Annotated in this window: 22 protein-coding genes, 1 tRNA gene, 1 pseudogene and 1 CRISPR repeat array; of the genes and pseudogenes, 20 read left to right on the top strand and 4 right to left on the bottom strand. The window is 43.2% G+C overall.

Translation table 11 applies throughout. From position 1 onward, the window contains the following. Nucleotides 1–3: 3 nt before the first annotated feature. From cas9 to csn2, 4 genes are all read left to right on the top strand, one after another. A complete protein-coding gene (cas9, locus tag ACI3EZ_RS01165; RefSeq protein WP_405025269.1) occupies nucleotides 4–4,068 on the top strand; it encodes a type II CRISPR RNA-guided endonuclease Cas9 in 4,065 nt (1,354 codons plus the stop codon). A 201-nt stretch (nucleotides 4,069–4,269) separates the two neighbouring features. Then, nucleotides 4,270–5,178, top strand: a complete 909-nt coding sequence (cas1, locus tag ACI3EZ_RS01160; protein ID WP_405025268.1) for a type II CRISPR-associated endonuclease Cas1 — start codon at nucleotides 4,270–4,272, stop codon at nucleotides 5,176–5,178. Continuing rightward, nucleotides 5,156–5,461 (top strand): CRISPR-associated endonuclease Cas2, encoded by a 306-nt coding sequence (cas2, locus tag ACI3EZ_RS01155; protein ID WP_405025267.1) that lies wholly within the window; start codon nucleotides 5,156–5,158, stop codon nucleotides 5,459–5,461. The genes cas1 and cas2 overlap by 23 nt, the downstream gene beginning before the upstream one ends. After that, nucleotides 5,458–6,129, top strand: coding sequence for a type II-A CRISPR-associated protein Csn2 (csn2, locus tag ACI3EZ_RS01150; protein ID WP_405025266.1), 672 nt, complete (start codon nucleotides 5,458–5,460; stop codon nucleotides 6,127–6,129). Before cas2 ends, csn2 begins: the two co-directional genes overlap by 4 nt. Before the next feature lie 29 nt (nucleotides 6,130–6,158). Then, a CRISPR array of direct repeats spans nucleotides 6,159–7,252; the repeat unit is 36 nt; unit sequence GTTTCAGAAGGATGTTAAATCAATAAGGTTGAGTGC. A 146-nt stretch (nucleotides 7,253–7,398) separates the two neighbouring features. Here the strand turns inward: csn2 and ACI3EZ_RS01145 are convergent. Both ACI3EZ_RS01145 and ACI3EZ_RS01140 read right to left on the bottom strand, forming a co-directional pair. Then, nucleotides 7,399–7,575, bottom strand: a complete 177-nt coding sequence (locus tag ACI3EZ_RS01145; protein WP_405025265.1) for a transposase — start codon at nucleotides 7,573–7,575, stop codon at nucleotides 7,399–7,401. 209 nt (nucleotides 7,576–7,784) lie between these two features. Then, nucleotides 7,785–8,105, bottom strand: a complete 321-nt coding sequence (locus ACI3EZ_RS01140) for a type II toxin-antitoxin system HicB family antitoxin (RefSeq protein ID WP_405025264.1) — start codon at nucleotides 8,103–8,105, stop codon at nucleotides 7,785–7,787. A gap of 355 nt (nucleotides 8,106–8,460) precedes the next feature. Between ACI3EZ_RS01140 and ACI3EZ_RS01135 the strand changes: the two genes are divergently transcribed. The 6 genes and pseudogenes from ACI3EZ_RS01135 (at nucleotide 8,461) to ACI3EZ_RS01110 (ending at nucleotide 13,860) form a co-directional block, all read left to right on the top strand. Next, a complete protein-coding gene (locus ACI3EZ_RS01135; RefSeq protein WP_405025263.1) occupies nucleotides 8,461–9,141 on the top strand; it encodes a hypothetical protein in 681 nt (226 codons plus the stop codon). Nucleotides 9,142–9,428: 287 nt separating this feature from the next. Then, nucleotides 9,429–10,688, top strand: coding sequence for a tetratricopeptide repeat protein (locus ACI3EZ_RS01130; RefSeq protein ID WP_405025262.1), 1,260 nt, complete (start codon nucleotides 9,429–9,431; stop codon nucleotides 10,686–10,688). A 193-nt stretch (nucleotides 10,689–10,881) separates the two neighbouring features. Next, a complete protein-coding gene (locus ACI3EZ_RS01125) occupies nucleotides 10,882–11,037 on the top strand; it encodes a helix-turn-helix domain-containing protein (protein WP_405025261.1) in 156 nt (51 codons plus the stop codon). 602 nt (nucleotides 11,038–11,639) lie between these two features. Next, nucleotides 11,640–11,711: pseudogene (locus tag ACI3EZ_RS01120) on the top strand (hypothetical protein); the annotation flags it as partial. A 386-nt stretch (nucleotides 11,712–12,097) separates the two neighbouring features. Continuing rightward, complete coding sequence (locus ACI3EZ_RS01115; protein ID WP_405025260.1) at nucleotides 12,098–12,349, top strand: helix-turn-helix domain-containing protein; 252 nt, start codon at nucleotides 12,098–12,100, stop codon at nucleotides 12,347–12,349. Between the two features lie 14 nt (nucleotides 12,350–12,363). Then, nucleotides 12,364–13,860 (top strand): hypothetical protein, encoded by a 1,497-nt coding sequence (locus ACI3EZ_RS01110; protein WP_405025259.1) that lies wholly within the window; start codon nucleotides 12,364–12,366, stop codon nucleotides 13,858–13,860. Nucleotides 13,861–14,966: 1,106 nt separating this feature from the next. Here the strand turns inward: ACI3EZ_RS01110 and ACI3EZ_RS01105 are convergent. After that, nucleotides 14,967–15,040: transfer RNA gene (locus ACI3EZ_RS01105), tRNA-Ile, on the bottom strand. A gap of 77 nt (nucleotides 15,041–15,117) precedes the next feature. After that, nucleotides 15,118–16,014 carry a YitT family protein gene (locus tag ACI3EZ_RS01100; RefSeq protein ID WP_405023766.1) on the bottom strand — a complete coding sequence of 299 codons (897 nt, stop codon included), beginning with the start codon at nucleotides 16,012–16,014 and terminating at the stop codon, nucleotides 15,118–15,120. 142 nt (nucleotides 16,015–16,156) lie between these two features. Here ACI3EZ_RS01100 and ACI3EZ_RS01095 point away from each other — a divergent pair, with 142 nt between their 5' ends. From ACI3EZ_RS01095 to rseP, 10 genes are all read left to right on the top strand, one after another. Beyond that, nucleotides 16,157–17,371 carry a CCA tRNA nucleotidyltransferase gene (locus ACI3EZ_RS01095; protein WP_405025258.1) on the top strand — a complete coding sequence of 405 codons (1,215 nt, stop codon included), beginning with the start codon at nucleotides 16,157–16,159 and terminating at the stop codon, nucleotides 17,369–17,371. Further along, nucleotides 17,371–19,272 (top strand): ABC-F family ATP-binding cassette domain-containing protein, encoded by a 1,902-nt coding sequence (locus tag ACI3EZ_RS01090; protein ID WP_405025257.1) that lies wholly within the window; start codon nucleotides 17,371–17,373, stop codon nucleotides 19,270–19,272. Before ACI3EZ_RS01095 ends, ACI3EZ_RS01090 begins: the two co-directional genes overlap by 1 nt. Before the next feature lie 17 nt (nucleotides 19,273–19,289). Beyond that, nucleotides 19,290–20,246, top strand: coding sequence for a thymidylate synthase (locus tag ACI3EZ_RS01085; protein ID WP_405025256.1), 957 nt, complete (start codon nucleotides 19,290–19,292; stop codon nucleotides 20,244–20,246). An 11-nt stretch (nucleotides 20,247–20,257) separates the two neighbouring features. Further along, nucleotides 20,258–20,767, top strand: coding sequence for a dihydrofolate reductase (locus tag ACI3EZ_RS01080; protein WP_405025255.1), 510 nt, complete (start codon nucleotides 20,258–20,260; stop codon nucleotides 20,765–20,767). A 129-nt stretch (nucleotides 20,768–20,896) separates the two neighbouring features. Then, a complete protein-coding gene (locus tag ACI3EZ_RS01075) occupies nucleotides 20,897–21,706 on the top strand; it encodes an SDR family NAD(P)-dependent oxidoreductase (protein ID WP_405025254.1) in 810 nt (269 codons plus the stop codon). A 298-nt stretch (nucleotides 21,707–22,004) separates the two neighbouring features. Then, nucleotides 22,005–22,727 (top strand): UMP kinase, encoded by a 723-nt coding sequence (gene pyrH / locus ACI3EZ_RS01070; RefSeq protein WP_405023759.1) that lies wholly within the window; start codon nucleotides 22,005–22,007, stop codon nucleotides 22,725–22,727. A 2-nt stretch (nucleotides 22,728–22,729) separates the two neighbouring features. Then, entirely contained in the window at nucleotides 22,730–23,293 is a 564-nt protein-coding gene (gene frr, locus ACI3EZ_RS01065; RefSeq protein WP_405023758.1) for a ribosome recycling factor, read from the top strand. A 72-nt stretch (nucleotides 23,294–23,365) separates the two neighbouring features. Beyond that, entirely contained in the window at nucleotides 23,366–24,151 is a 786-nt protein-coding gene (locus ACI3EZ_RS01060; RefSeq protein ID WP_405025253.1) for an isoprenyl transferase, read from the top strand. Continuing rightward, the gene (locus ACI3EZ_RS01055) at nucleotides 24,152–24,937 is read left to right on the top strand and encodes a phosphatidate cytidylyltransferase (protein ID WP_405023756.1); all 786 of its coding nucleotides are present in this window, start codon (nucleotides 24,152–24,154) and stop codon (nucleotides 24,935–24,937) included. A gap of 15 nt (nucleotides 24,938–24,952) precedes the next feature. Further along, nucleotides 24,953–26,224 (top strand): RIP metalloprotease RseP, encoded by a 1,272-nt coding sequence (gene rseP, locus ACI3EZ_RS01050; RefSeq protein WP_405025252.1) that lies wholly within the window; start codon nucleotides 24,953–24,955, stop codon nucleotides 26,222–26,224. Nucleotides 26,225–26,289 lie beyond the last annotated feature (65 nt).

Genomic DNA, 26,289 nt, shown 5'->3' with positions numbered 1-26,289 from the left:
AAAATGAAAAAATATTATGTTGGTTTAGATATTGGAACTTCATCGGTTGGTTGGTCGATTATGGATGAAAATTATCATTTGTTAAAAAAGAAACACAAGAAGACGATGGGGGTTACTTTGTTCAAAGAAGGACAAACGGCAGCTGATCGGCGTGGATCTAGAACAAATAGAAGAAGATTGTCACGGCGAAAATGGCGGTTAAAATTATTAGAAGAATTTTTTGATCCTTATATGGCAGAGGTCGATCCAACTTTTTTTGCGCGTCTAAAAGATTCAAATATTTCACCGTTAGATTCAAATAAAAAATTTCAAGGTTCATTATTATTTCCTGAGAAGAAAGATGCAAATTTTTACGATGAATATCCGACAATTTATCATTTAAGGGATAAGTTGATGAATGAAAATAAGAAATTTGATTTACGTGAGATTTATATTGCAATTCATCACATTGTAAAATATCGAGGTAATTTTCTTAAATCGACACCAGTTAATTCTTTTAATACTTCAAAAATTGACTTGAAAACAGATATTGATGCTATCAATCAACTTTTGGATGATAAGAAAGTAGTAATTAATAATGAAAATATTGATGAATGCGAAAAATTACTTTTAAATTTTGAGTTACGTAAACTTGATAAGCAAAAACAAGTTAAAGAGTTATTTTTTGAAAAGACTTTAGATAAGACTTTGTTAAAGGCTAATAAGCAAGTTACTGATCAATTTGTGAAAGCAATTATTGGTTATAAAACCAGGCTAAATGTTTTTTTACAAAAAGAGGTTGATAATCAAAATGATTGGACATTTTCTTTTGATGATGAAGGAATTGATGATAAGTTAGCCGGTTTGGAAGCAGGGATGGATAAGAATGAAATTGAATTAACTGGTTTAGTTAAGGAGATTCATGATTGGGTAACATTGAATGAGATTGTTCCAAATGGCCAAAGTTTATCGCAATCAATGATTGAAAAATATGAAACGCATCAAAGTCAACTCAAATTATATAAAAAATTAATTAAAAAAGTTGATAAAAAAGATGCTGAGTTATTAAAACAAGCATATTCAAATTACATTAATCGTAAAGATGAAAAATTGAAACCGTATTCTAAGGACGATTTTGCAAATAAGGTTTCTAAGGTCTTGAAGAAATACGATGAATTTAAAGAAGTAACTACTTTACAAGAAGCAATTGAACTGGATAATTTTATGCCAAAGCAGAGGACATCTGCAAATGGCGTAATTCCGCGGCAACTTCATCAAAGAGAGCTTGATAAAATTATTGAAAATCAAGCAAAATATTATCCTTGGTTAGCTGAATTGAATCCAAATAAAAAGCGACGTAATGAAGCTAAATATAGATTAGATGAGTTAGTTGCATTTCGTGTTCCATATTATGTTGGGCCAATGATTGAAAAAAATGATACCAACAAGGATAACAACGCCAAATTTGCATGGATGATCAGAAAAGAGCAGGGAAGAATCACTCCATGGAACTTTGACGAAAAAGTTGACCGAAACCAGTCGGCAGAAAATTTCATCAAGCGAATGACAACTAAGGATACGTACTTACTAGGAGAAGATGTTTTACCCGATAATAGTTTGTTATATCAAAGATATAAAGTTCTTGATGAATTGAATACGATTCGAATAAACGATAAAAAATTGACTGTTCCCGAAAAACAAAGAATTTTTGAGAACCTATTTATTCAAAATAAAACAGTGTCGATAAATAAATTGCAGGATTACTTGGAAAGTACTGGGGAATATTTAACAACGCCTCGAATTTCAGGATTATCAGAAGATAAAATTAAATTTAATTCAGGTTTATCTACGTATTTGAAATTTAAAGATATTTTTGGAGAAAAAGTAGATAATCCTAATTTCACGGATGATTTAGAGAAAATTATTGAGTGGGCAACGGTATTTGAAGATAATGATATTTTTATGGACAAACTTCAAAAAATCTCGTGGTTGTCTGAAGATGAATATTGTAAGTTGAAAGGATTGAGACTGCGGGGATGGGGCCGGTTATCAAAGAAACTTTTAACTGGGATTTTTGATGAGAATGGACAACGAGTTATTGATCGGATGTGGAATACAAACGATAACTTAATGCAAATTGTTACATCTAATAATATTGCAGAACAAATCGCTAAATATAATGAAAAATTTTTAGATAAGAGCGATGTTGAAGTTGTCTTAGAAGATGCATATACTTCGCCGCAAAACAAAAAAGCAATTCGGAAAGTTATTAAGGTAGTTAATGATATTGAAAACGTGATGGGTAACGCACCAACTGCCATTTCAATCGAGTTTACGCGGAGTAATGAAAAATCAAAACGAACAAAATCAAGACTGCAGTACATTCAAAATGTATATAAGAATATTGCAAAAGAAATTACAGATGATCCGTTATTAACAGAATTAAAGAGTAAAAATAATAATAAAAACTATTCAGACCGATTATATCTATACTTTACCCAATTAGGACGGGATGCTTATACGGGTAAAAAGATAGATATTGATAATCTAAGTAATTATGATATTGATCATATTCTTCCCCAAGCATTCATTAAGGATGATTCATTGGATAATCGAGTTCTCGTTTCGCGTGCAGTTAATAACAGTAAATCAAATAGTGTACCGTCAAATTTATTTGGAAACAATTTAATGCCGGATCAGGTATTAGGAGCAAAAACAATTCGTGGTTTTTGGGAAAAATTGAGGGAAAATAATTTGATTTCAAGGAGGAAATATCTGAATTTAACGACTGATCCTGGAACAATCGGAAAGTATGTTAAAAAAGGATTTGTAAGGCGACAATTAGTTGAAACTTCACAAGTTGTTAAATTAGTTTCAACAATTTTAACTGAGAAGTATCAAAATAAAAGTACTAACATTATTGAAATAAAGGCAACATTAACGCATCAAATTAGAGAGAAATTTGGGTTTACTAAGTTACGGAATTTAAATGATTTTCATCATGGATTTGATGCATATATTGTAAATATAATTGGACTTTATCTATACAATCGGTATCCGAAATTAAGAAGTTATTTTGTATATAATGATTTCAAAAAATTAAGTGACAATGCGGTTAAAAATTTAAAGACATTTAATTTCCTTAGAGATATTGAGAATGAAGATGTAATTGAATACGATGGACGAATTGTAATGGATAAGCAAGACGTGTTTAAACATCTTGAACGAGCTTATATGGCCAAAGTTGTGCCGGTTTCAAAGGAAGTTTATACGAATGAAAACAATATGTTTAAGCAGACTATTTTCCCAGCTTCAACTGCATCATCTAAAAAGTTGATCCGAATTAAAAATAATAAACCAGTTGATATTTATGGCGGATACACTTCAAATAATGATGCTTATTTAGCAATTGTAAAGCAGAAAGATAAATATCAAGTTGTTGGAGTCCCGATGCGTTCGTTAAATAAATTGCAACAAGCAGAAAGAAAAGGTAATCAAGAATATCTTAGAGTATTAAGAGAGGAATTGACTCCTCAGTTTATTCAAGTAAAGAAAAATAGAATAACGGGTGAGGTAACTAAGAAAATTAAGAAATTTAAAATTGTACTTGGGAAAGTTTCCTTTGGTCAATTGGTAGTTGACGGTGATCAGAAGTTTACCTTAGGAAGTTCAACATACAAATATAATGCGAGTCAATTAACGCTCTCAAGGAAGTCGATTAATGTTCTTGCTCGAATCGGGAAAAGAGAGAATACGGATGGAGAGTTAGAAAATGTGTATTTAGATATTCTTGATAAAGTGAATAAGTATTATGCATTGTATGATATTAATAAATTCAGAGAACGATTGAATAACGGATTTGATTTATTTAAAGAGTTAAACATTGAAGAAAAAGAGAATGTTTTAAATAATATGTTGGATGGGTTACATGCCAATGCTACTTTTGGGGATTTAAAGAACATAGGAATAAAAACTCCATTCGGATTTTTACAAGTTCCTTCAGGAATTAAATTATCACCTAATGCTGAATTAATTTATCAATCACCAACAGGCTTAATTGAAAGAAGGGTGAAGTTAAAAGATTTATAAAAATTTAACATAGGAAAAACCGCTCTCTAGCAAGAGCGGTTTTTAACTGGCTGTCATAGAACAGCTCACAAATTTAAACTTGGCAAGAAGCCTTGTTTGATTTCAACTTAGGATGTTAAATCAATAAGTTCAAATGCTCGGGAGCCACCCGACACTTTGATTGTATAAAGTGAATAACTAATTTGTCAAGGAGGAATTTTTATGGGGTGGCGATCGGTGATTATAACGCAACATGCCAAGTTGTCTTATTCTGCACGTATGATGAGGGTTCAAACTGGAGGTGGAATTAATCAAATTCCACTCGAAGATATTGATTTATTATTAATTTCCACGACGCAAGCGGTTATTAGTAGCGCTTTAGTAAGTGAACTCGCGCATCAAAATACAAAAATTATATTTACGGATTTGAAAAATCAACCAGTTTGCGAAACAGTGGGGTACTATCCTAATAATCGTTCCTTAAGCCTTTTAGAAAAACAAATTTCTTGGGAAGATAATCGTAAGCAAAAACTTTGGACGAAGATTATTAAATTGAAACTGATAAATCAGTTGAGAGTATTGAAATTAAGAAAGATTGAATACGAAGATTTAAAGCAAGAAATTAATAAATTAAAAATTGGTGACCCGACTAATCGTGAAGCGGTTGTTGCTCAAAAATATTTTCCAAGATTATTCAATAAGCAAAATTTTAGTCGTCGTAATTCGTCAGCAGTTAATGCAGCGTTGGACTATGGTTATTCAATTTTATTGTCAACAATTAATAAAGAAATTGTTTCGGCAGGATATTTAACTCAATTAGGTATTCATCATCATAGTGATGAGAACCAATTTAATTTGGGCTCTGACTTAATGGAATGTTTTCGCCCAATTGTTGATTATTGGGTGTCAGGACAGAAATTTAATGAATTAACTCCTGATATTAAATACGGGTTAGTTGATATGCTGAACATTGAATTAAGTTATAACGGGAAAACAATGTTATTAAGAAATATTATTCCTTTCTATGTGAGAGAGTGTATGAACTATCTAAATAAAGAAACCGATTCAATGCAGATCGAGGTGGAATTCAAAAATGAGGTACCGAATAATGCGATTAATGGTTATGTTTGATTTACCAATGGAAACAGGCAGACAACGAAAAGCGTACCGAATTTTTAGGAAGAAGTTGATAAATGAAGGATTCTTAATGATTCAATATTCGGTTTATGTCAGAGTATGTGTTAATCGAAAGGCTGCTAATTTTTTGGAAAAGAGAATAAGTACATTTTTACCAAAAGAGGGAATTATTCAAACTTTAATGTTAACGGAGAAGCAATATAATGATATGCATTTTTTAGTTGGGAAGGAGAAGGATGATGTGCGAAATTCATCAGAAAGGACGATTATATTATGAAAATGAATTATGAAGGGCATAAACCATTCGAGCTGTTATCAGGGGAGATTACAGTTTTAGGGACAAATAATCGTTCGGTATACTCAGATGTTATTTTAGGTCTGCAGGGATTTAACGATAAAATCAATTTTTTTGATGATGATTATCAACGAATCGATATAAGCAAGGCGATGGATTGGGATGGCGATATCATTGATAGTCAAAACCTAATGAGTAAATATAACACTGAATTAGTAAATGCGCTTGTTGCTTCTATAACTGATGAACAACGAAATCAGATTAATAAATGTGAAAATGATTTATATACTGCTATTCAAGATGCGATGTTTTATATGGATTTACCTTTGGAAGTTTCTTATGATGGCGATTTAAAGAGGGTATTTAAGAATAGTAAAATTCATTTGTCACCTTCAATTCGTATGAACCCATATGTTATAATTGAAACGGATTTTAAATTGCATAAGGAATGTAATGATACTTCTTGTATTGGGTTAAGTAACGTCGCTAATTATTTATCTCAGAATCAATTACAAGAAATTGTTAGATTGAATGCAGAGCTCGAAACTTCGGCCTTAATTGTTGAATTTATGGAATTAGAAGATCTTAATTTTTATAAAAACTGTAAGTGTTACTATATTGACGGGGACTTTGTTGATTGGCAGCTTTGAAATTATGAGAGCATGATTATAGAATGCCGGTTTCAGAAGGATGTTAAATCAATAAGGTTGAGTGCGTTGCGTCATAGCCGGTTTGGATAAATTGAGTTTCAGAAGGATGTTAAATCAATAAGGTTGAGTGCCAGTTGCCGGAACCGGACACACCAATTGTTGTTTCAGAAGGATGTTAAATCAATAAGGTTGAGTGCCCGACAAACGGGACTTTCATCTGCTCCATGGTTTCAGAAGGATGTTAAATCAATAAGGTTGAGTGCGCAGTTGTTTACCTGTCAGGACGGGGTCATGTTTCAGAAGGATGTTAAATCAATAAGGTTGAGTGCCCAAATACGTTTGCATTTTCGGCTTGGGCAGTTTCAGAAGGATGTTAAATCAATAAGGTTGAGTGCTATTTTTGCTGAAAGTTTCCTTTCGGCTCGGTTTCAGAAGGATGTTAAATCAATAAGGTTGAGTGCAAAGGCGATATCGACTTCATTAAGAGCTATGTTTCAGAAGGATGTTAAATCAATAAGGTTGAGTGCCACTCAACTGGCTTCTTAATACCCAAAGATTGTTTCAGAAGGATGTTAAATCAATAAGGTTGAGTGCGATTTATCCGGGTGAAAAATTGAATTACTGGTTTCAGAAGGATGTTAAATCAATAAGGTTGAGTGCATTTTGCGCATTATCACTCACCTCCTCGCAGTTTCAGAAGGATGTTAAATCAATAAGGTTGAGTGCTTAATTACGTTTTTTTGCCTGAAAGGATTAGTTTCAGAAGGATGTTAAATCAATAAGGTTGAGTGCAAAAAACGGTTTAATTTAAAATTGTATTCCAGTTTCAGAAGGATGTTGAATCAATAAGGTTGAGTGCTAGCCTCAATTTCTGGGTTTTTGGCCGTTAGTTTCAGAAGGATGTTAAATCAATAAGGTTGAGTGCTACAAAAGCACTACGGTGCGGACGTCCCGTGTTTCAGAAGGATGTTAAATCAATAAGGTTGAGTGCACAAACGCACCTACTGATTAGCAGGTGCTTGTTTCAGAAGGATGTTAAATCAATAAGGTTGAGTGCCTTGCTCATGTTGATTCGATTTAAGTTCCAGTTTCAGAAGGATGTTAAATCAATAAGGTTGAGTGCCATAATACTCATCATCGTATGGGTCAGTAGGTTTCAGAAGGATGTTAAATCGAAAGCATTTCGTCAAATTAGCTCTCTATCACCAAATGCTGATAGGTAATTTTGAAATAGTTTAACGGTTTTTCGTTAAGCTATTTTTTGTGTATTTAGGTGGCCGAACCCAATATATTCGTTACGGTAGAATAAGAGGATCCGGATGTGGAAATGATTAAAGTCCAATAACTATACGCGACGCGTTTAATTACTTTGGTTTTATTATTAATTCCTTTAACTAAGCCGCTTGAAAGCTGACACTTAAAGCTAGCAATAATCTTCAGTGGCATGTTTGCGGAAGATGCGCTGAACACGTTTTAATGCCTCAGGAAAGCGCTGAAGTGGAAACGTAATTAACTGTTTAAAGCGCTTATCATTATGATGATGACTAATAAGCGTAGGTAGTGACCAGCGTTTGATCCATTTTTAGAAGCCATGTAATTACTTCGTTATCAGTCAAGGTAGCGTAACAAAACGCCGGAAGTGTTGATAATTAACCTTAGTTTGATTTTAACTCAACAGTTCCCAATAACGCTTTAATGCCCGGCCAACATGACTTTTCGCGCCATGCATCCATGTTCACCATAATCCATATGATTTGTTGGTGGGTAGTTAGCTGCCAGTTACTATGATCTTGGACAGGTGAGTAAGGGTGCTGGGCGCTGATCCACCCGGCGATAGCGTCTTGTACATTTTGCGCTAGTTCCAATATTGTTTTTCCTTGGGTGACCGTGTCTTTAATGTTTGGCGACGTGGCAACGTAGTAGTGACCGTCGTCATGAACTTCTTCAACAATAACAGGGTACGTAACAATATCCAAAGGGGAGACTCCTTTTTGTTGACATTCTTCTGTAAGATATTTATTTCTCAATCTTAAAGATGAAATATAGCATTTGCATAGCCATCAATAAATCGGTCATTCGCAAATGATCAACCGGTTAGTTCCCTTTTCCATACTGTGCTGTAACTGGATTTCACCAGCCGTTTTCATGCTATTTGGGGTTGCCTCTAATGCCTGTTGGGGTGTCATTCCTTCACGCTCAACTTTATATTCAGCGGGGGACATCCCGTATCGCTTTACGAAATCATGTATGTTAGTAGCAGCTATAGGGAATTATCCCGGCCGCTTTTTTGTGCTACCCTAACCATAGACATATCAAGGAGGAATGATACATATGCAACATAAAATGACAGCGCTGGCCTTAGTTGGGTTGGCCGGGATGACGCTTGCAGGGTGCGGTGTTCAGCACCACGCCAGTTCAACGCAACATCACGCAACGCCGACGAAGAAGGTTATCCAGAAGAGTACGGCGGGGAATTCCACTGCTTTAAGTAGCAAGCAGGCCGCTCAAACCAGCAGTTCGTCTGATCAGGGTAAGCAGTTTGCCTTCCCGCAGAACATGCAGGGGACGTGGTACGGCGTGGATCCGTTTGACGGGAAGATGCACACGCTGGTAATTAAGGGAAATGAATTGACGGAGGACGGCCACACGCTTCAGTGTATGACCATGAAGGCGTGGACACCGGAAGACGAGTCGATTATTAATAATCCACAGGAAGCCCAGAACACGTGGAAGCAGGACCACTGGGGGAAGGCGCAGTGGATGGATGCACAGGGACACCGGTGGGCAAATATTCGTGGTTGGTACCAATCAGCGGGTGACGGTGAATCGTACTGTCTTGACCAGGAAAACGTGAACGGGCAGAACGTCCCGGTTATCATTGAAGCGAGTGGAGCAATGTTTAACACTGATAACACTTACTACCGGAGCCAGAGCCTGGCCAAGCAGGCCGCGGCCCAGAGTAGTAGTTCTTCGCAGCAGCCAGCCGACCAGGATGATAACGATGATGATTAATTAGCTGTTTTAGGAGCGATAGACGCCTGAAATAATATTAAGAAGGAACTCAGCATTTTCTGTGCTGGGTTTCTTTTTTGGCGGCAAAAGTGTTTAATCAAATAAACATTTATGACAAAATGGAATATTTGTTTAATCGAATGAATATTTACAGCGAAATAAGTTATTTATTTAATTAAATGGACAAATTACAAGGACAATTAATGATTACCGTCTTGCTCCCGCTAGCGTAACTAAGAAACGTGCTATAATGAAACAACGCATAACAGTAAAGAAGGGACGATGGCATGAGCTTTTCAGAACAGACGCTGGACTTGCTAACAGCAGGCCAGTACGAAGAAGCCAAGAAGAAGTTTGCGTGGGCTTTGCGAAAGGACGACGATGAGATGGTCCACAGCCTGGCCGAGGAGTTGGCGGCTCTTGGGTTCACCAACATGGCTAAGCGGGCGTATGAGAAGTTGCTGGCGCGTTATCCGGATGAAGATGAGTTGCGGGTAGACTTAGCGGAATTAGCGGTCAATGCTGGGGATGACGATCAGGCGCTTGATTACCTGGCGCAGATTCCCCCAACGTCACCGGCGTACCTGCAATCGCTGTTGGCGGCAGCGGACCTATATCAGACGCAGGGACTGTTTGAGGTGGCGGAACAAAAGCTCTTAGAGGCATTGCGGTTAGCACCAGACGAACAGGTGATTCAGTTTGCTTTGGCGGAGTTGTACTTTGACATCAAGCAGTACCGCCAGGCGGTGACGTACTACCTAGGATTGATTAAGCAGGGGGTTACTCACTTTGCCCAGGTTAACCTGGTTCAGCGGCTGGGCGTTTCTTACGCCGAAGCCGGGAAGTTTGTCCAGGCGCTCGGGTACCTCGAACAGATTCACGAGGAGGACCTCGACGCGGATGCGCGCTTCCAGCTGGCATTTACGCAGTTGCAGCTTAAGCATTACGATGATGCGCGCAAGAACTTTGAGAAGCTGCGCGAGCTCAACCCGGACTACGCGACACTGTACCCGTACCTGGCTGACATCTACGTTCACCAGGGTAATCCGCGCCAGGCGTTGGCCACCCTGCAGGAGGGGATCGGGGTCGATGAATACAACCCGCAACTGTACGAGCGAGCCAGCCGGCTGGCCGAACAGCTGGGGGATGACAAGTTGGCCCGGCAATACCTACAGACCATCGTGGACCAGGATCCGGATAACGTGACAGGCGTGCGTTTATTGAGTGACTTGCTGGTCCGGCAGGGAGACGCGGCGGCCAACCGTGAACTGCTAACGACTTATTTGAAAGACGGCAGCCCGGACGCCCACCTGTTGTGGAACCTTGGGCGGGCCGATGTAGCACTGGACAATTATGATGCGGCCTTACAGCACTACGATGCCGCCCGGGCAGAGCTCATGACTGATGCGGAATTTGTGCGCGATGCGGCGTTCTTTTACCGCAATGCGGGCTGCCGCGAAGCCGCGCAAGAATGCGTAGCGGCAGCCCTGCGGTTTGAGCCGGATGACCCGGACATGCTGCGGTTGCAGGATGAGTTGTTGGGTTAGGGTGTATCTGGCCAAAAGCTGGGTGTGTGGGGAACAACCCATGTATTGTAAGCGGGGATGAAACAAAGTACGTTTTTTTACTTAGCCTGGTTATTTTGAAACTAGGCCATATTGAAATAAAAAGGAGACTGTGACAAATGAAGTGCCTTACAATTGTTAGACAAAAAACTAATGATTGTGAGGCACTTCTTGCATGGTTAAATATAAGACTGAATTAAAGGCGCAGATTGTTCATGAATATCTTTCAATTACGCAGAGTACCAATGATTTAAGTAAGAAATACCATATTGAGAAAAGTCAAATAGCTGAATGGATTCAAAGATACCGGTTGAATGGTCCTGATGTCTGATGTCCTCAAGCGGCGACGGCATAAACGGAATTTTATTACTGATTTCAAATTAAATGCGATAAACTACTACCAAACTCATGAGGATTCGACGACTAAAGTAGCGGCACGCTTTAATTTTTACCGTCGTAGGTTTTTACCTGGCGTTTAATGTTTGAACGGGAAGGAATTATTGTCTTGAATCCTCAGCCGAATGGCAGGCCACCTCAAGTAAACCATCCTAAAAAACAACGGCGTCAGCCGGCACAGCAAAGTGAGTTTGACCGCTTAAAAGAGGAATTGATAAAGAAAAATTAAGAACTCTATGAAACCAAAATGGGATGCGACATCTTAAAAAAATCGCTATCCCTGTTCGGGCCCTTAAAGCACGGAAGAAAACGTAAATAGTGGATCAGATCAGGGACGACCAAATATCACTGCCTAAGAAGCAACGCTATAAGATTGGCGATTAACTTATTACGATGAGCGTAAACGGATCGCTAATCTTCATGATAAATATGCAAAAGCGAAGAGAATGATTCTTCAAATCGCACAACGTTTTAAGGTTCGGAGGCGTTGGACTGCGAGCTAAGGAAATTTCCCAAAATTATATTTAGTATTTTAATAATGTTAGAACGACTTTAAAAACAAAAGGCATAACTCCGGTTGAGTATCGGAATCACGCCTTAGTAGCTTAATAATTTAATCATGTTTAACTTTTGTTTTGCATTTCAGTTATTATTTATCATGATGTATTACAAAATTTAATGTTTGATAAGTGGAATTATCATAATAAAAGCACGTGTAACTATTCAAGTAATTCGGTATCTAATCGAAATCTTCAAGATATTATTGATCATAGTATAGTTAGCTCATTTGATCCAAAATTAATAGTTAATATTGATTATCTTTAAAGACGAATGTGTTTTTAATGTATAAGAGGGTATAGTAAAAAATATATAAAAGCAAAAGTGATAGCGAAAATATGGGATGCACTGTGTAGGTGCATCTTTTTTATGTTTCAAAAAAGGCTTTGACAATATAGCAAACGGGTTATATTTTGTTAGAGAGGATAGATATAACCATGGTGAAAAACAATGTTTCTTCTAACAAGGAAACGATGACTATTATCGATGGGTTAGCGTTTCTTCGAACTGAGAGGATAAAAAGAGGTATTTCACAAGCTGAGCTTGCTAGAAGGCTCGGCATGTCACAACCACAATTAGCTAAAATTGAAAAACTTAGTTCAATTTCTTCGTTAAAAACGTTAAATCGTTATGCTAAGGGATTGGGATATGAAATCAAGCTAAGATTTGAGCCAATTAATCAACAGTAGAATAGGATGCAAGAATGAAAGTAAAATTCAATGATTTATTTAACAATTTAATAAATGTAATTTATGGTTTCTTAGTAATTATAGGGATTTTAGGAGCATCTAATCGATTATTAGGAGTATTTACAAATAATCTAAATAGCAAAGATGTTTTGATTTTAGATGTAATCGCAATAATTGGAATTTTAATTTTCAAGTTTCGTAAAAAAATTTCGATTAAGAAAATTTCAATTTTATTAGGAGTATTGTTAGTTGCATGGCAGATGTATATCGTGAAGACATGTTCTGGTTTTAGCACTTGGGATCCTGGAATAGTTATGCTAACAGCTACGGAACATTTTAGTAAGGTTTGGGTAAATATAAATCAGTATTTTTCAACTAATCCTAATATGATTCCGTTGTTGTTAATTGAACATGGCTTATGGTGCTTATTTAACAAACCAAATCTGACCGTCTTTACGGTGTCGTTAGGAATATTAAATATTTTACTGATCAATATTTCGCTTGTGCTGATTAGTATTTCAACTAAAAAGATGTTTAAATCAAGTATGATTAGTAATACTGCTAATTTATTTGGGCTTATAATCATGGGAATCACACCATGGATGTGTATTATTTATTCTGATAATATTGCCTTTTTCTTAGCAGCTGTCGAATTATTAATAATTTCACTATGGAAAGAAAAAAGCAATAAAGGAAAATTGTCATTGAGTGCGATTTTAGGGGTAGTCTTTATTGTTGATTTATTAATTAAGCCTTCAACGATTATATTCTTCATTGGAATAGCTGTAATAGCTATATTTAACTTTAAAAAAATTAAATTTACTAAAAAGTCACTAGTATATTTGATTACATTTGCAATTGCATTTTTAGCAATTGGGACAGGATATAAGGCTCTTCAAAGCAACAATTCGCTTGTAAAAATAAATAAGTCAGAAGCTTTGCCATTATCACATTTTGCAGCAATGGGTATTCAAGGAAATGGTGGTTATTCATTAAAAGATGTGGAAACTGATGATGCAATTAAGAATCCTCAGCAACGTAACCAAGTTGCTCAAAAGCGATGGAGAAAACGGTATAACAATATGGGCGGATTAGGCGGATATGAACGATTCTTAGTAAATAAGCAATCAGTTAATCTAGCAATGGGATCTATGAATTGGGGATGCGAAGGTATCTTTTTAACTCCGTTCAATCAGTCTAAAAAAGCTAAAGCAACTTTACCAAGGAAATTATTTACATCCAACGATGGAATAGCGCACACCTATGCTCCGCCTTTTTTTGTTTTCGTCCAATTTTTCTGGTGCCTAGGACTTATTTTAATGTTAGGAGCTGTGTTGGATAGACGCGTTGTTTCTCAACTTTTAAAAATCATTTTCATCGGTTTTTGTGCATTTCTATTATTATTTGAAAGTGGAAGGAGTAGATATTTAATTCAATTTTTGCCATTCATTTTTACTTTGATTGGAATTGGAAACGTTAAAATAGGAATTCTTTATAAAAAAATAAAATAAATTTTAAATTAAAAGTCATTATTAACTTTTGAAGATATGATGAGATGCATTGTAATGATGCATCTTTTTTAATAATCCATTGACTTATACGTGCAATATAATTGCAAGTTAAAGGAGGCGTGAGAGATATGCCAATGAAACCTGCTAAAATGATTCGCTTGTTAAAAAAGAACGGATTCTATGAATTGCCTAAGCAAGTCGGACATTGAAGATTTACTGATAATAAAAGGCATCTTACCGAAGTTCCAATGTACTCCAAAGAGTTGAAGAAAGGTATACAAGATGCAAGTTTAAAACAAGCGGCTTTGAGATAAAATGACAAGCAGCTTTTAAGGCTATTTGTTTTGGCGTATCGAAATCAAATGAAAGATATTGCAACATATCTAGGGATTGTTGGACACTTTAATGATGAAGCCGGAGAATACTATGTTGTAACTTCTCCTAACATTAAAGGACTAGTAACACAGGGTGATACGATTAATGAGTTAGTAGCGAATGTACAGGATGTTAGAGGTTGATCAATATGTAACTGTATTTGGATCAATTTAGTTAGATATAGAAGTACCTAGTGAGATGATTAAGATTAATCATTTGTATGAAATGGCGCAATATGAAGAACCATTCGGAAACGGACGAAGACGTTGAAACCATACTTTGAAACTGGCAAACAATCTAATATCAATACATTCTTCCCTCAAAATGTAATCGAGGGATATGTGGATGAAAAAGGACAACATTGATGGTCATTATGATGGCAATGACATTATCTTTGATGAGATTGAATAAAAAATAGAAAAGGTTAACGGAATTGGATATTTTGATTTAGAAAAAAGCATTTACTAACTAAAGGAAATAGATAGAAATGTGTAAATGTTTAAAAACGGAGGATGCACATTTGGAAAGTAACGGTGTAAATATGACGCCTGACCCGAATGTTTATATGGGAAGCGATAATTTTTAATATGTTAAAGATGATTGCACTGAGGCAGAATCGTCACACGGTCTGATCTGCTGGTTTAACTGAAACTAGCAAAAAGAAAAATTGAACCGTTCACTTTAAGGTTGCAGCTTTTACTGGCGGTATTGATCTCCCTAAGGTAAGAGAACGCTCGAATACTGGAATCGAACCAGTGACCTCCTGTTTATAAGATAGGTACTCTGTCAGCTGAGTTAATTTAGCAAATGGTAAGTGAAGAGTATACTTACTATCGAGTAAATAAATTTAGGAAACCATATACAAGTTTACATAATTAATTTCTATTTACTTTGTGCTTCGTCCTCAATGCGGTCTTCCGGGGCATAGGTGAATCCTTCCCCGACAACCTCATTGACGTCCAGAATTGAGATGAAAGCCTTGTTGTCAATCCGGTCAACAATCCGTTTAACCGTGGTTAGTTCCCCCTGGTTCATTACGCAGTAGACAGCCTTACGTTGTTTGCCAGAGTAGGCGCCTTCGGTCATCAGGTAACTGGCCCCCCGGTTGGTTTCGTCCATGATGGCGTGGGCCACCTTTTCCGGAAACTGCGTCATGATAATCATGCCACGGGCACTGTATGCGCCATCCTGAATGAAGTTAACGATCCGGGAGAAGACAAAGGAGGCTAATAGGGTGTACATCATCCGCCGCAGGTCAATGTAGGACAATGAGGCGGTCAGCACACACGCATCCAGGGCAAAGAGGGTTTGGCCCATCGGAATACCCATCTTGTGTTCAAAGATCTTAGCAATTACGTCAGTACCACCGGTCGTGCCACCGAACCGGTAAACTAATCCGGAACCGCCCCCGCCGAGAATTCCGGCTAGCACCCCGGCGATAAAGAGGTCGTGGTGAATGTTGATGTGGATGACGGGAAACCGCTGCCAAATCCAGATCCACAGCGATAGCATGACCGTCCCGTAGACGGTGTAAATCAGGGATTTTTTCCCGAGATAGTGGTACCCGATGATGATCAGGGGAATGTTGATTAACAGCGTTGAGTAGGCGGGGTTAATGCTGAACCAGTACCGTAAAATCAACGTAATTCCCGTTACGCCCCCCTCGGCCAGCCGGTTGGCGATGTTAATGAACACCAGCCCGAACGCGTAAATGGCAGTCCCCGCACAAATCATTAAAAAATCCACCAGGCGGAAACGTTCGTCATTTGTTGTTGTCATAGAAAAACCTCCTTTATTTTTAGTCGCTTTGCATATCGTATCATACGGGATAGCTGCTAGTGAAGGGCGATTACCGGGAACGAACCTGGCGGGTGTGCTAAAATGGGAGGCAGTGAATTATGCGGAATGGAGGGACGAGTTAATGAAGATTACGAACCTACCACCATCCTTTGAGAAGGCTAAACCAGTATTAGCTACGATTGAGCAGGGCGGCTATGAAGCGTACTTTGTTGGCGGCTGTGTCCGCGATACGCTTTTGGGAATTCCACTCCACGACGTTGACATTGCGTCGAGTGCCTATCCTGCTGAAATCAAACAGCTCTTTAAGCACACCGTTGATACCGGCATTGAACACGGAACGGTGATGGTGTTGGATCACGGAACGGGCTATGAGGTGACGACTTTTCGGACGGAATCGGCGTACCAGGATTTCCGCCGGCCCGATCACGTAGAATTTGTCCGGTCGCTCGGTGAAGATCTTAAGCGGCGGGACCTGACGATTAACGCGTTGGCCATGCGCCTTGATGGGACTGTCGTTGACCACTTTGACGGGCTGACCGACCTCAAGCACGGCATAATCCGCGCGGTGGGAACACCCGCCGAACGGTTCCACGAAGACGCCCTTCGGATGATGCGGGCGGTGCGGTTTGGCAGCCAGCTAGACTTTCGGATGGATCCGGCGACGTTTGCGGCCATCAAGGAAAACGCGCCGCTTCTTAAGAAGATTGCGGTCGAACGGATCCACGTGGAGTTTATCAAGCTCCTCTTGGGAAAGAATCCGCGGCAAGGAATCGAACAGTTTACGCAAACGGGCCTGTACCAGTACTGTCCGGGCATGGCGCAGGCCCGCCCAGCACTGGAACGCCTAGCGCAGTTACCGGCCATTGATTTGCCGGACGAAAACGCGGCGTGGACGCTTTTGACGGCGGTGATGGGGCTGACTTCCAAGCAGACCGTCAGGTTCTTGCGGCAGTGGAAGTGCGCCAACGAAACGATTACGGCGGTGAGCGCTGCGCGAACGGCGTTGACGAAGTTGCAGGCAGGGGGCATGGATGCCTGGACGGCGTATACGGTAGGTCGGTCAGCCCTGGGACGGGCGAAGGTGGTTGCCGGGTTACTTGGCATTTCCGTTCCGGCGGGGCTACTGGTTCAGTATGATGCCTTACCAATCAAGGATAAGCACGAATTACGATTAACCGGGCAGGACTTGATGAACGAATTAGGAGTGCGTCCGGGGCCGGCGTTTGGCCGGGTGCTTGCACGGGCAGAGCACCGCGTGGTTGCCGGTGAGTTGCCAAACGACCACGCTGCTTTAATTGCGTTTGCCCAAACCGTCCTGAAGGAGATGAGCGACTAATGCAAACGTTACGGGTGGAACACCTGACAAAGACCTACGGCGAAAAGACACTGTTTGATGACCTGAACTTCATCGTGAATGAACACGACCGGATTGGTGTGATCGGGACGAATGGTTCCGGGAAAACGACGCTGATGAACGCCCTGAGTGGGGTGGATCCGGCCGATTCTGGGCAGCTGGTTAAACCCAACGACTACCGGATTGGCTACTTGATGCAGACTCCCCAACTGGATCCGGATAAAACGGTGCTGGCGGCCGTCTTTGACGGGGCAGCACCGGTGTTTCAAACCATCCGCGAATACGAAGCGGCGGTCGCAGCGTACGGGAAACACCCCGATGATTCGCAAGCCGAGCGGCGCTACGTGCGGGCGGAAGAACGGATGAACCAGGAAGATGCGTGGAACGCGGATACCGAAGCCAAGGCCATCCTGACCCAGTTGCACATCCAAGACTTTGACCAGCAGGTTGGCACGTTATCGGGGGGGCAGCAAAAGCGGATTGGCATGGCGCAGGTGCTTTTGCAGGCGCCCGACTTGTTAATCCTGGACGAACCGACCAACCACCTCGATTTTGATTCGATTGCGTGGTTGGAGGAGTACCTTCAGGGGTATAAGGGAGCGTTAATCATCGTCACCCACGATCGGTATTTCCTCGATCAGGTGGCGACCCAGATTTTTGAGTTATCGTTTGGAAAACTGTACCAGTATCCCGGGAACTACGAGGACTTTGTGCGGCAAAAGGCGGCGCGGGTTGACCGCGAGTTAACCCAGGAGCATAAGCAACAACAGCTCTACAAGAAGGAGCTCGCGTGGATGCGGACCGGGGCGAAGGCACGGTCGACTAAGCAGCAGGCGCGGATTAACCATTTTCACGAGTTGGCGGATAACCTGGGAAACGTTCAGGTGGACGGCCAGGTCAACATTAACCTGGGGCAGCAGCGTCTCGGGAAAAAGGTGCTGGAGTTAAAGGACGCCTCGTTGACGCTGGGCAACCATCCCATTATGCAGGATTTTAACCTGTTGATTCAGGGGGGCGCCCGGATTGGAATTACCGGAATGAACGGCGCCGGGAAGACGAGCTTTTTGAACGCGTTGGTTGGTGCCCAGCCCCTTGATCAGGGCACGGTGATTCGGGGTGAGACTGTTCGGTTAGCCTACTATAAGCAGCACATGGAGAAGTTACCGCCGGATAAACGGGTTATTAGTTACTTAAACGAAGTTGGCCAGAGCGTTGTTAATAAGGACGGCGAGCGAATCAGCACAACTCAGCTACTCGAGCAGTTCTTGTTTCCGCGTTTCATGCATGGGACCCTTATCCGGAAGCTTTCTGGCGGGGAGCAGCGGCGATTATATCTTCTCAAGCTTCTGATGAGCCAGCCGAACGTTTTAGTGCTTGACGAACCGACAAATGACCTGGATGTTGGTACCTTGACGGTATTGGAAGACTACTTAGAGCAGTTTAAGGGGACCGTGATTACGGTTTCCCACGACCGCTACTTTCTGGATAAGGTAGTGGATCAGCTTTTAATTTTTGAGGGGGATGCGCACATTGAGCGCTACACCGGACGCTTTACGGAGTACTTAGCGGCTAAGCAAAATACAGCCCAGGTTAAGAATAAGGAGAAGGCAAAGCCCAAGGCTGCGCCAAAACCGAACGAGCCGGTCACACAGGATACCCCGAAAAAGAAGCTGACCTACGCGGAACAGCTGGAGTTTGATAAACTAGAAGAAGAGATTGATGCACTTGAGGAACAAAAGCAGGCCGTTGCGCAGGAGATGGCGGCTAGCACGGGCGCTGATTACCCCCACCTGGCGGCCCTGCAACAACAGCTTGATGATCTCAACGCCCAGATTGATGCGAAGATGGCGCGGTGGGATGAACTGAGTGCGTACGTCGACTAACGAAAGGGGTAGGATGCATGGCAATTGTTGAAACGCCGTACTTGGAAATGATGCGGGACGTGTATGAACACGGACATAGTAAGGATGATCGGACTGGTACGGGAACGCGGAGTTTGTTTGGCTACCAGATGCGCTTCCACTTAGCAGACGGGTTTCCGTTACTGACCACAAAGCGGGTACCGTTAGGTCTGATTAAGAGTGAACTTCTCTGGTTTCTTCACGGGGATACCAATATTCAGTACCTGTTGAAGCATAACAACCATATCTGGGACGAGTGGGCTTTTGAGAAGTGGGTTGCGAGTGCTGAGTATCAGGGACCGGATATGACCGACTTTGGGCTGCGTTCTCAGCGGGACCCGGTGTTTAACGAGGAGTATCAGAAGCAAAAGAAGCTGTTCTGTGAGCGGATTGTGAACGACGATGCGTTTGCGGCGAAGTATGGCAATCTTGGAAACGTCTACGGGGCCCAGTGGCGGCACTGGCAAACCCGGCGGGGAACGACGATTGACCAGCTTGCCAACGTGATTGAACAAATTAAGACGAACCCGACGTCCCGGCGGCTGATCGTGTCGGCGTGGAACCCAGAAGATGTCCCGGCAATGGCACTGCCACCGTGCCACACGCTCTTCCAGTTCTACGTGGCGGACGGGAAACTGAGCTGTCAGTTGTATCAGCGGAGTGGGGATATCTTTTTGGGAGTGCCGTTTAATATTGCCAGTTACGCGCTCCTCACGCACCTGGTGGCCCGGGTAACAGACCTTGAAGTTGGCGACTTTGTGCACACGCTCGGAGACGCCCATATTTATAAGAACCACTTTAAGCAGGTAGAAGAACAACTGAGCCGAAAGCCGGTGGACGCGCCAACGCTGTGGCTTAACCCGGAGAAACACGCCTTAGCTGATTTTGATTTGGACGACATTAAGGTTCAGGATTACCACCCGGCCGGCGCAATTAAGGCGCCCGTGGCCGTTTAGGAGGTGCTGGGATGCTTGCATTTATTTGGGCGGAGGATTCCGCCCACCACATCGGAGTTGATGGCCACCTCCCGTGGCGGTTACCGGATGACCTGCAATATTTTAAACAAATAACGCTTAATCACCCGGTGGTGATGGGGCGGAAGACGTTCCAGAGCTTTCCGCATCCTTTACCCCACCGCCACCACGTAGTGTTAACACACGATCAGCAGTTGGCAGCCCAGTATGCGGGTAATTCGCAGGTGGAGTTTGTGTTTACCCAGGACCAACTGGATGATTGGTTAGCAGCCCATGATGATGAGCTGGTTTTCATTATTGGGGGCGCAACCCTTTTTCGCATGTATGCTGAGCGCGTGGACCGGTTATACGTTACGCGAATTGAGGCTGAGTTTCCGGCTGACACGACGATGCCGCCACTTGATTACAACCGGTTTGAAGAAGTTCGCCGGGTTGCCGGAAAGGTTGATGAGCGTAACTGGTACCCGCACACCTTTGTGGTCTACCAGCGGAGGACGAAGTAGTTGGTCTAAAATTTGAAAAAATTATTAAGCTAGCCGCACGGTGGTGTGCAGCTAGCTTTTTCATTTGGAGGTGGTTTGGTATAATGAATCAGGAATTTAGTACGAATAATCAACTATGGGAGTGATAGTATGACCGCGTTAACGAATAAGGTCGCAATTGTCACGGCATCCAGCCGCGGAATTGGCTTTGCGATTGCACAAGAAATGGTGGCGGCGGGCGCCATTGTTTATATGGCTGTCCGGGATAGCGAGAAGAACCGTAACCTGGTTGCAAAGTTACACGCAGAAAACGACCGGTACCGGCACGTAATTTACAACGCGTTTGAGTTTGAGACGTACGAACCAATGATTAGGGAAGTAGCCCAAAAAGAAGGGCACGTGGATATTCTCGTGAATAACTTTGGCCGGACGGATCCTGAAAAGGACCTGACGGTGACAACGGGCGACCCGGAAATGTTCTTTACAATTTTAAAGACTAACGTAGCAAGCGTTTACTATAGCTGCCGGTATGCTGTTAAGCAGATGCAGCAGCAAAAGACCGGGGGCAGCATTATCAACATTTCGTCGGTTGGGGGAGCGACCCCGGACATTGCCCGGACGGCGTATGGTACGTCCAAAGCGGCGATTAACATGCTAACCCAGCAGGTGGCCACGCAATACGCTCATGATGGTATCCGGTGCAACGCAATCATGCCGGGGCTGATTGCGACTGACGCCGCCGTTAATAATATGCCCGCTCAGTTCTGGGACACGTTTATCAAGAACGTGCCGTTGAACCGGCCAGGAAAGCCGACAGATATTGCGAAGGCGGCGGTTTTCTTGGCAAGCGATGATTCGTCCTACATTACGGGGCAATTGCTTCCAGTGGCTGGTGGGTTTGGAATGCCAACCCCGATTTATAATGCGACGTTGGGCAAGGATAATCATGTTGAAGGGTAGTCAGATAAGAATTTACAAAATAGTATAACGGGTGTGGTGAAGGTGTCATCCTTTGGATCGCGCGCAGTAGGGATTCGAAGGGATAACCTTAATCAGTCCGTTTATTTTGGCACCAGATTATCTGGAAGAAGCAAGGAAGAATGCGCTTCGGGACACGGTCTTTCTTAGGTGGGTCCATCTTTTTATAAATGTAATCGTTCTTCCGGCTGATTTTGTGTTCATCAATTCTAGAGATATGGTAGAATACCACTGATGGTTCGGATTTTCGAACATGGAACAAACCTTGAGGAGGACGGACATGACGGACGTAAAGTATAAGCGCGTACTGTTAAAGTTAAGTGGGGAAGCTCTTGCCGGCGAACAGGGCCGGGGGATTAACCCGCCGGAGATCATGAAGGTTGCGAGGGAAATCAAGGATGTCCATGATCTTGGCGTGCAGGTTGCCATCGTTGTTGGCGGCGGTAACATGTGGCGCGGGGAAGCCGGGGCCCAGATGGGAATGGAACGTTCCCAGGCGGACTACATTGGCATGTTAGGAACGGTGATGAACGCCCTGGCATTGCAGGATAACCTCGAGCAGCTTGACGTACCAACTCGGGTTCAAACATCGATTGAGATGCGGCAAATTGCTGAGCCGTACATCCGGCGGAAGGCGATCCGGCACCTTGAAAAGAATCGGATTGTGATTTTTGCCGCTGGAACGGGTTCTCCATACTTCTCAACGGATACCACCGCAGCGTTGCGGGCGTCTGAAATTAATGCGGACGTGATTTTAATGGCTAAGAACGGGGTTGACGGGATTTACTCGGCTGACCCGAAGACTGACGAAACGGCCACGAAGTTTGATAAGTTGACCCACATGGACATCATTAACCGCGGGCTTCACGTAATGGATACCACGGCTTCATCCCTATCCATGGAGAACGACATTCCGTTAGTGGTCTTTAACATGAACGAACGGGGTAACATCAAGAAGGTTGTTGAGGGCGCCCCAATTGGAACAACAGTGGAGGGCAAGTAAAAATGAAGGTTACGGATCCAGTATTAAAGGACGCACAAGAAAAAATGAAGAAGGCTGAGCAAAACCTCCAGCGGGAACTCGGTAATATTCGTGCTGGGCGGGCCAATGCAAGCCTTTTAAACCGGATTATGGTGGATTACTACGGCGCACCGACGCCGTTAAACCAGATTGCCCAGATTACCATTCCGGAAGCGCGGGTTCTCTTAGTCACGCCGTTTGATAAGAGTTCCTTGAAGGATATCGAAAAGGCTATTCTGGCATCTGACCTAGGAATTGCGCCGATGAATGATGGTTCGGCCATTCGGCTGGTAATCCCGCAGTTGACCGAAGAGCGGCGAAAAGAACTCGCCAAGCAGGTTAAGGCCACCGGTGAGGAGGGCAAGATTGCTGTTCGACGCGTCCGGCGTGAAATGATGGATAAGCTCAAGAAAGCGCATAAAGCCGGCGACCTAACGGATGACGATCTGCATGACCTAGAAGAGCAGGCCCAGCAACTTACCAACGAAGGAATCAAGCAGGTTGAGGATATCGTGGCCGCTAAGGAGCAGGAAGTCCTTGAAGGTTAGAAGGAAAATAACAGGGGCCGGTCCCGGCCGGCCCCTGTTTTTTCTTTTGCGTTTGCTTAAAGGAGGAACGAGATGGAAATCGGGTTTAAAAACCACCGGCAGAATACAGCAGTCCCAGAACTTGATCGCCAGCGGATCCCGCACCACGTTGCAATTATCATGGATGGAAATGGCCGGTGGGCGCAGAAACGCCACTTACCCCGGATTGCGGGGCATAAGCGCGGGATGGAAGTTGTTAAGGAAATTACAAAGGCGGCCAGTCACCTGGGAATTAAGGTGTTGACACTCTACGCGTTTTCCACGGAAAACTGGAAGCGCCCGGATGCGGAGGTCAACTACCTGATGGCTTTACCGGTAAAATTTTTCAGTACGTTTGTCCCGGAGCTAATTGAAAATAACGTGCGGGTGAACGTAATGGGATACACGGACCAGTTGCCGGTAAGCACACAGCAGGCTGTCAACGACGCCATTGCCCAGACGGCCCATTGTACGGGGATGGTACTCAACTTTGCGCTGAATTACGGTGGCCGGGCGGAAATCGTTACTGGGGTTCAGCAGATTGCCCGGGAAGTGCAGGCCGGTAAAGTTACGCCGGATGCAATTACCGAAGAAACGCTTAGTGCCCACCTGATGACGGCTTCCCTTGCTCCGGATACCGATCCGGACGTTTTAATCCGAACGAGTGGGGAAGAGCGAATTTCTAACTTCCTGTTATGGCAGTTAGCGTACAGTGAGCTGGTCTTTACGGACGTGTACTGGCCGGACTACACTTCTGAGGAATTGGTGCAAAACATTGTTGCGTTCCAACAGCGGCACCGGCGCTTTGGTGGACTTGATGACGGAAAGGACGAAAAATAAATGAAACAACGTGTGATTACGGCCATTGTGGCCATGATTATCTTTATTCCGCTGCTGGTTTGTGGCGGGACGCCATTCAGTATCCTGGTAGTGGCAATGGGGCTGGTGGCAATGGCGGAAATGTTGACGATGAAAAAGAAGCTTTTGGTATCCTTAGAGGCCGGCCTTAGTTTTTTGATGATGATGGGGATGCTGGTGCCGGATTCATGGTTACGGATTATCCCGGGAATGACGCACGGTGGCTTGTTGTATTTCTTTGCTCTGATCCTGTTATTGTACACGGTGGCATCCAAGAACCGGTTCTCGTTTGACGATGCTGGGGCGTTGGTTTTGTGTGCCGTATATGCTGGATTGGGGTTCCACTACATGATTGTCGCCCGGAACGTTGGGCTGGCAACAATCCTGTACGGGTTGTTAATCGTGTGGATTACTGATAGTGGGGCCTACATGATTGGCCGGCAAATTGGAAAGCACAAGTTGGCCCCGAAAATGAGCCCCAACAAAACGTGGGAAGGATCAGTCGGAGGAACCGTTGCAGCCGTGATTCTGGTGGGACTTTACCTGTTCTTCTTCCCACTTAAGAAGTACTCCTTGCCGGTCATGCTCCTGATCACGCTGGTGCTGTCAGTTGCCGGTCAAATTGGGGACCTGGTTGAATCGGCCTTCAAACGGCATTACGGGGTAAAGGATTCCGGAAAGATTTTACCGGGTCACGGTGGGATCTTAGACCGGTTTGATTCATTACTATTCGTATTACCGCTGATGCACCTTTTTGGCTTAATTTAACGGGGGACGCCGATAATGATTGTCACGATTATTGCGTTTATTATTGTTTTTGGGGTGTTAGTAACGGTGCACGAGTTCGGGCACTACTACGTTGCGAAGCATTCCGGAATCCTTGTGCGGGAATTTTCCATTGGAATGGGGCCCAAGCTCTTTGCGTACCGGAAAGGCGGCACAACGTATACGATTCGGATTCTTCCGTTGGGCGGCTACGTCCGGATGGCGGGCTTGGATGACGAAGACGCTCTTCAAAAGGGCATGGCGGCTCTTTTGACAACGGATGAGGATGAGGTTGTTTTGACCATTGACCTGCGCCGGGATCACCCGAGTTTAACCGGTTTGCCGCTGGAGATCACGGACTGGGACCTTCAAGACGAGTTGTGGATTGAGGGGTATGAAACCGGAGCAGAAGAAAAGGTGCACCGGTTTGCGGTTGCCCGGGATGCGACGGTGATTGAGCCGGACGGCACGCCGGTGCAAGTGGCGCCCCGTGATGTCCAGTACCAGGCAGTCAGCGTGTGGAAACGAATGTTAACAAACGTGGCGGGACCGTTTAATAACGTCTTGCTGGCAATTGCTGCGTTTATGTTGGTTGCGTTTTTGCACGGTGGTGCCCCCCAGGTAACCAACTCTGTTGGGAGCGTTGAACCTCACTCGGTGGCGCAGAAGGCGGGGTTGCGCGCAAACGATCAAATTCTCCGGGTTGGTGATCACCAAACTACCACCTGGACAGAACTGACCCACGCAATCGAACAACGGGGCGGTCAGAAGACGACGTTTACCATTCGCCGGGGCCACCGGGAGTGGAAGACGACATTGACGCCTAAGGTGGTTAAGCAAAACGGGAAACGGCTTGGCCAGATTGGGATTATGGGTAAAGTAGTCTTAAACCACCACTTCTTTGCAATGGTGGGGTACGGTTTTACCCAGACGTGGACGATGACTAAGGCTCTTTTCGGCGCGTTGGGGACGATGATTACGCACGGGTTCCACTTGAACGATTTAGGGGGACCGGTGGCCATGTTCTCGTATACCGAACACGCCGCCAAGCAGGGGTTAATCAGTACTGTGAGCCTCACGGCGTTCCTTTCAATTAACTTGGCAATCATTAACTTACTGCCGATTCCGGCCCTTGATGGGGGGAAAATCCTGTTAAACCTAGTGGAGGCGGTCCGGCGGAAGCCAATTAGCCAGAAGGTGGAAGCGACCCTCACGTTAATTGGGTTTGGGTTTTTGATGGTGCTAATGTTTTTAGTAACGTGGAACGATTTGCGCCGGTATTTTTTCTAAGTAATAAAAATGAACCGATAAAAAAGGTTGGGACTTATACATCCTAACCTTTTTGTTTTAGTACA

It is taken from the genome of Ligilactobacillus sp. LYQ60 (genome assembly GCF_045033015.1).
GTDB lineage: Bacteria > Bacillota > Bacilli > Lactobacillales > Lactobacillaceae > Ligilactobacillus.
The sequence above is the reverse complement of the archived record's forward strand: the minus strand, read 5'-3'. Positions and strand labels throughout refer to the sequence as shown.

Bases quoted from the DNA above. Each gene is read 5' to 3' on its own strand.
- ACI3EZ_RS01130 (WP_405025262.1), top strand. From the start codon at position 9,429: ATGAGCTTTTCAGAACAGACGCTGGACTTGCTAACAGCAGGCCAGTAC.
- frr (WP_405023758.1), top strand. From the start codon at position 22,730: ATGAAGGTTACGGATCCAGTATTAAAGGACGCACAAGAAAAAATGAAG.
- cas2 (WP_405025267.1), top strand. From the start codon at position 5,156: ATGCGATTAATGGTTATGTTTGATTTACCAATGGAAACAGGCAGACAA.
- ACI3EZ_RS01100 (WP_405023766.1), bottom strand. From the start codon at position 16,014: ATGACAACAACAAATGACGAACGTTTCCGCCTGGTGGATTTTTTAATG.
- ACI3EZ_RS01085 (WP_405025256.1), top strand. From the start codon at position 19,290: ATGGCAATTGTTGAAACGCCGTACTTGGAAATGATGCGGGACGTGTAT.
- ACI3EZ_RS01145 (WP_405025265.1), bottom strand. From the start codon at position 7,575: ATGCCACTGAAGATTATTGCTAGCTTTAAGTGTCAGCTTTCAAGCGGC.
- ACI3EZ_RS01115 (WP_405025260.1), top strand. From the start codon at position 12,098: ATGGTGAAAAACAATGTTTCTTCTAACAAGGAAACGATGACTATTATC.
- pyrH (WP_405023759.1), top strand. From the start codon at position 22,005: ATGACGGACGTAAAGTATAAGCGCGTACTGTTAAAGTTAAGTGGGGAA.
- ACI3EZ_RS01055 (WP_405023756.1), top strand. From the start codon at position 24,152: ATGAAACAACGTGTGATTACGGCCATTGTGGCCATGATTATCTTTATT.
- ACI3EZ_RS01095 (WP_405025258.1), top strand. From the start codon at position 16,157: ATGAAGATTACGAACCTACCACCATCCTTTGAGAAGGCTAAACCAGTA.
- ACI3EZ_RS01075 (WP_405025254.1), top strand. From the start codon at position 20,897: ATGACCGCGTTAACGAATAAGGTCGCAATTGTCACGGCATCCAGCCGC.
- csn2 (WP_405025266.1), top strand. From the start codon at position 5,458: ATGAAAATGAATTATGAAGGGCATAAACCATTCGAGCTGTTATCAGGG.
- cas9 (WP_405025269.1), top strand. From the start codon at position 4: ATGAAAAAATATTATGTTGGTTTAGATATTGGAACTTCATCGGTTGGT.
- ACI3EZ_RS01080 (WP_405025255.1), top strand. From the start codon at position 20,258: ATGCTTGCATTTATTTGGGCGGAGGATTCCGCCCACCACATCGGAGTT.
- ACI3EZ_RS01110 (WP_405025259.1), top strand. From the start codon at position 12,364: ATGAAAGTAAAATTCAATGATTTATTTAACAATTTAATAAATGTAATT.
- ACI3EZ_RS01090 (WP_405025257.1), top strand. From the start codon at position 17,371: ATGCAAACGTTACGGGTGGAACACCTGACAAAGACCTACGGCGAAAAG.
- ACI3EZ_RS01125 (WP_405025261.1), top strand. From the start codon at position 10,882: ATGGTTAAATATAAGACTGAATTAAAGGCGCAGATTGTTCATGAATAT.
- ACI3EZ_RS01060 (WP_405025253.1), top strand. From the start codon at position 23,366: ATGGAAATCGGGTTTAAAAACCACCGGCAGAATACAGCAGTCCCAGAA.
- ACI3EZ_RS01135 (WP_405025263.1), top strand. From the start codon at position 8,461: ATGCAACATAAAATGACAGCGCTGGCCTTAGTTGGGTTGGCCGGGATG.
- cas1 (WP_405025268.1), top strand. From the start codon at position 4,270: ATGGGGTGGCGATCGGTGATTATAACGCAACATGCCAAGTTGTCTTAT.
- rseP (WP_405025252.1), top strand. From the start codon at position 24,953: ATGATTGTCACGATTATTGCGTTTATTATTGTTTTTGGGGTGTTAGTA.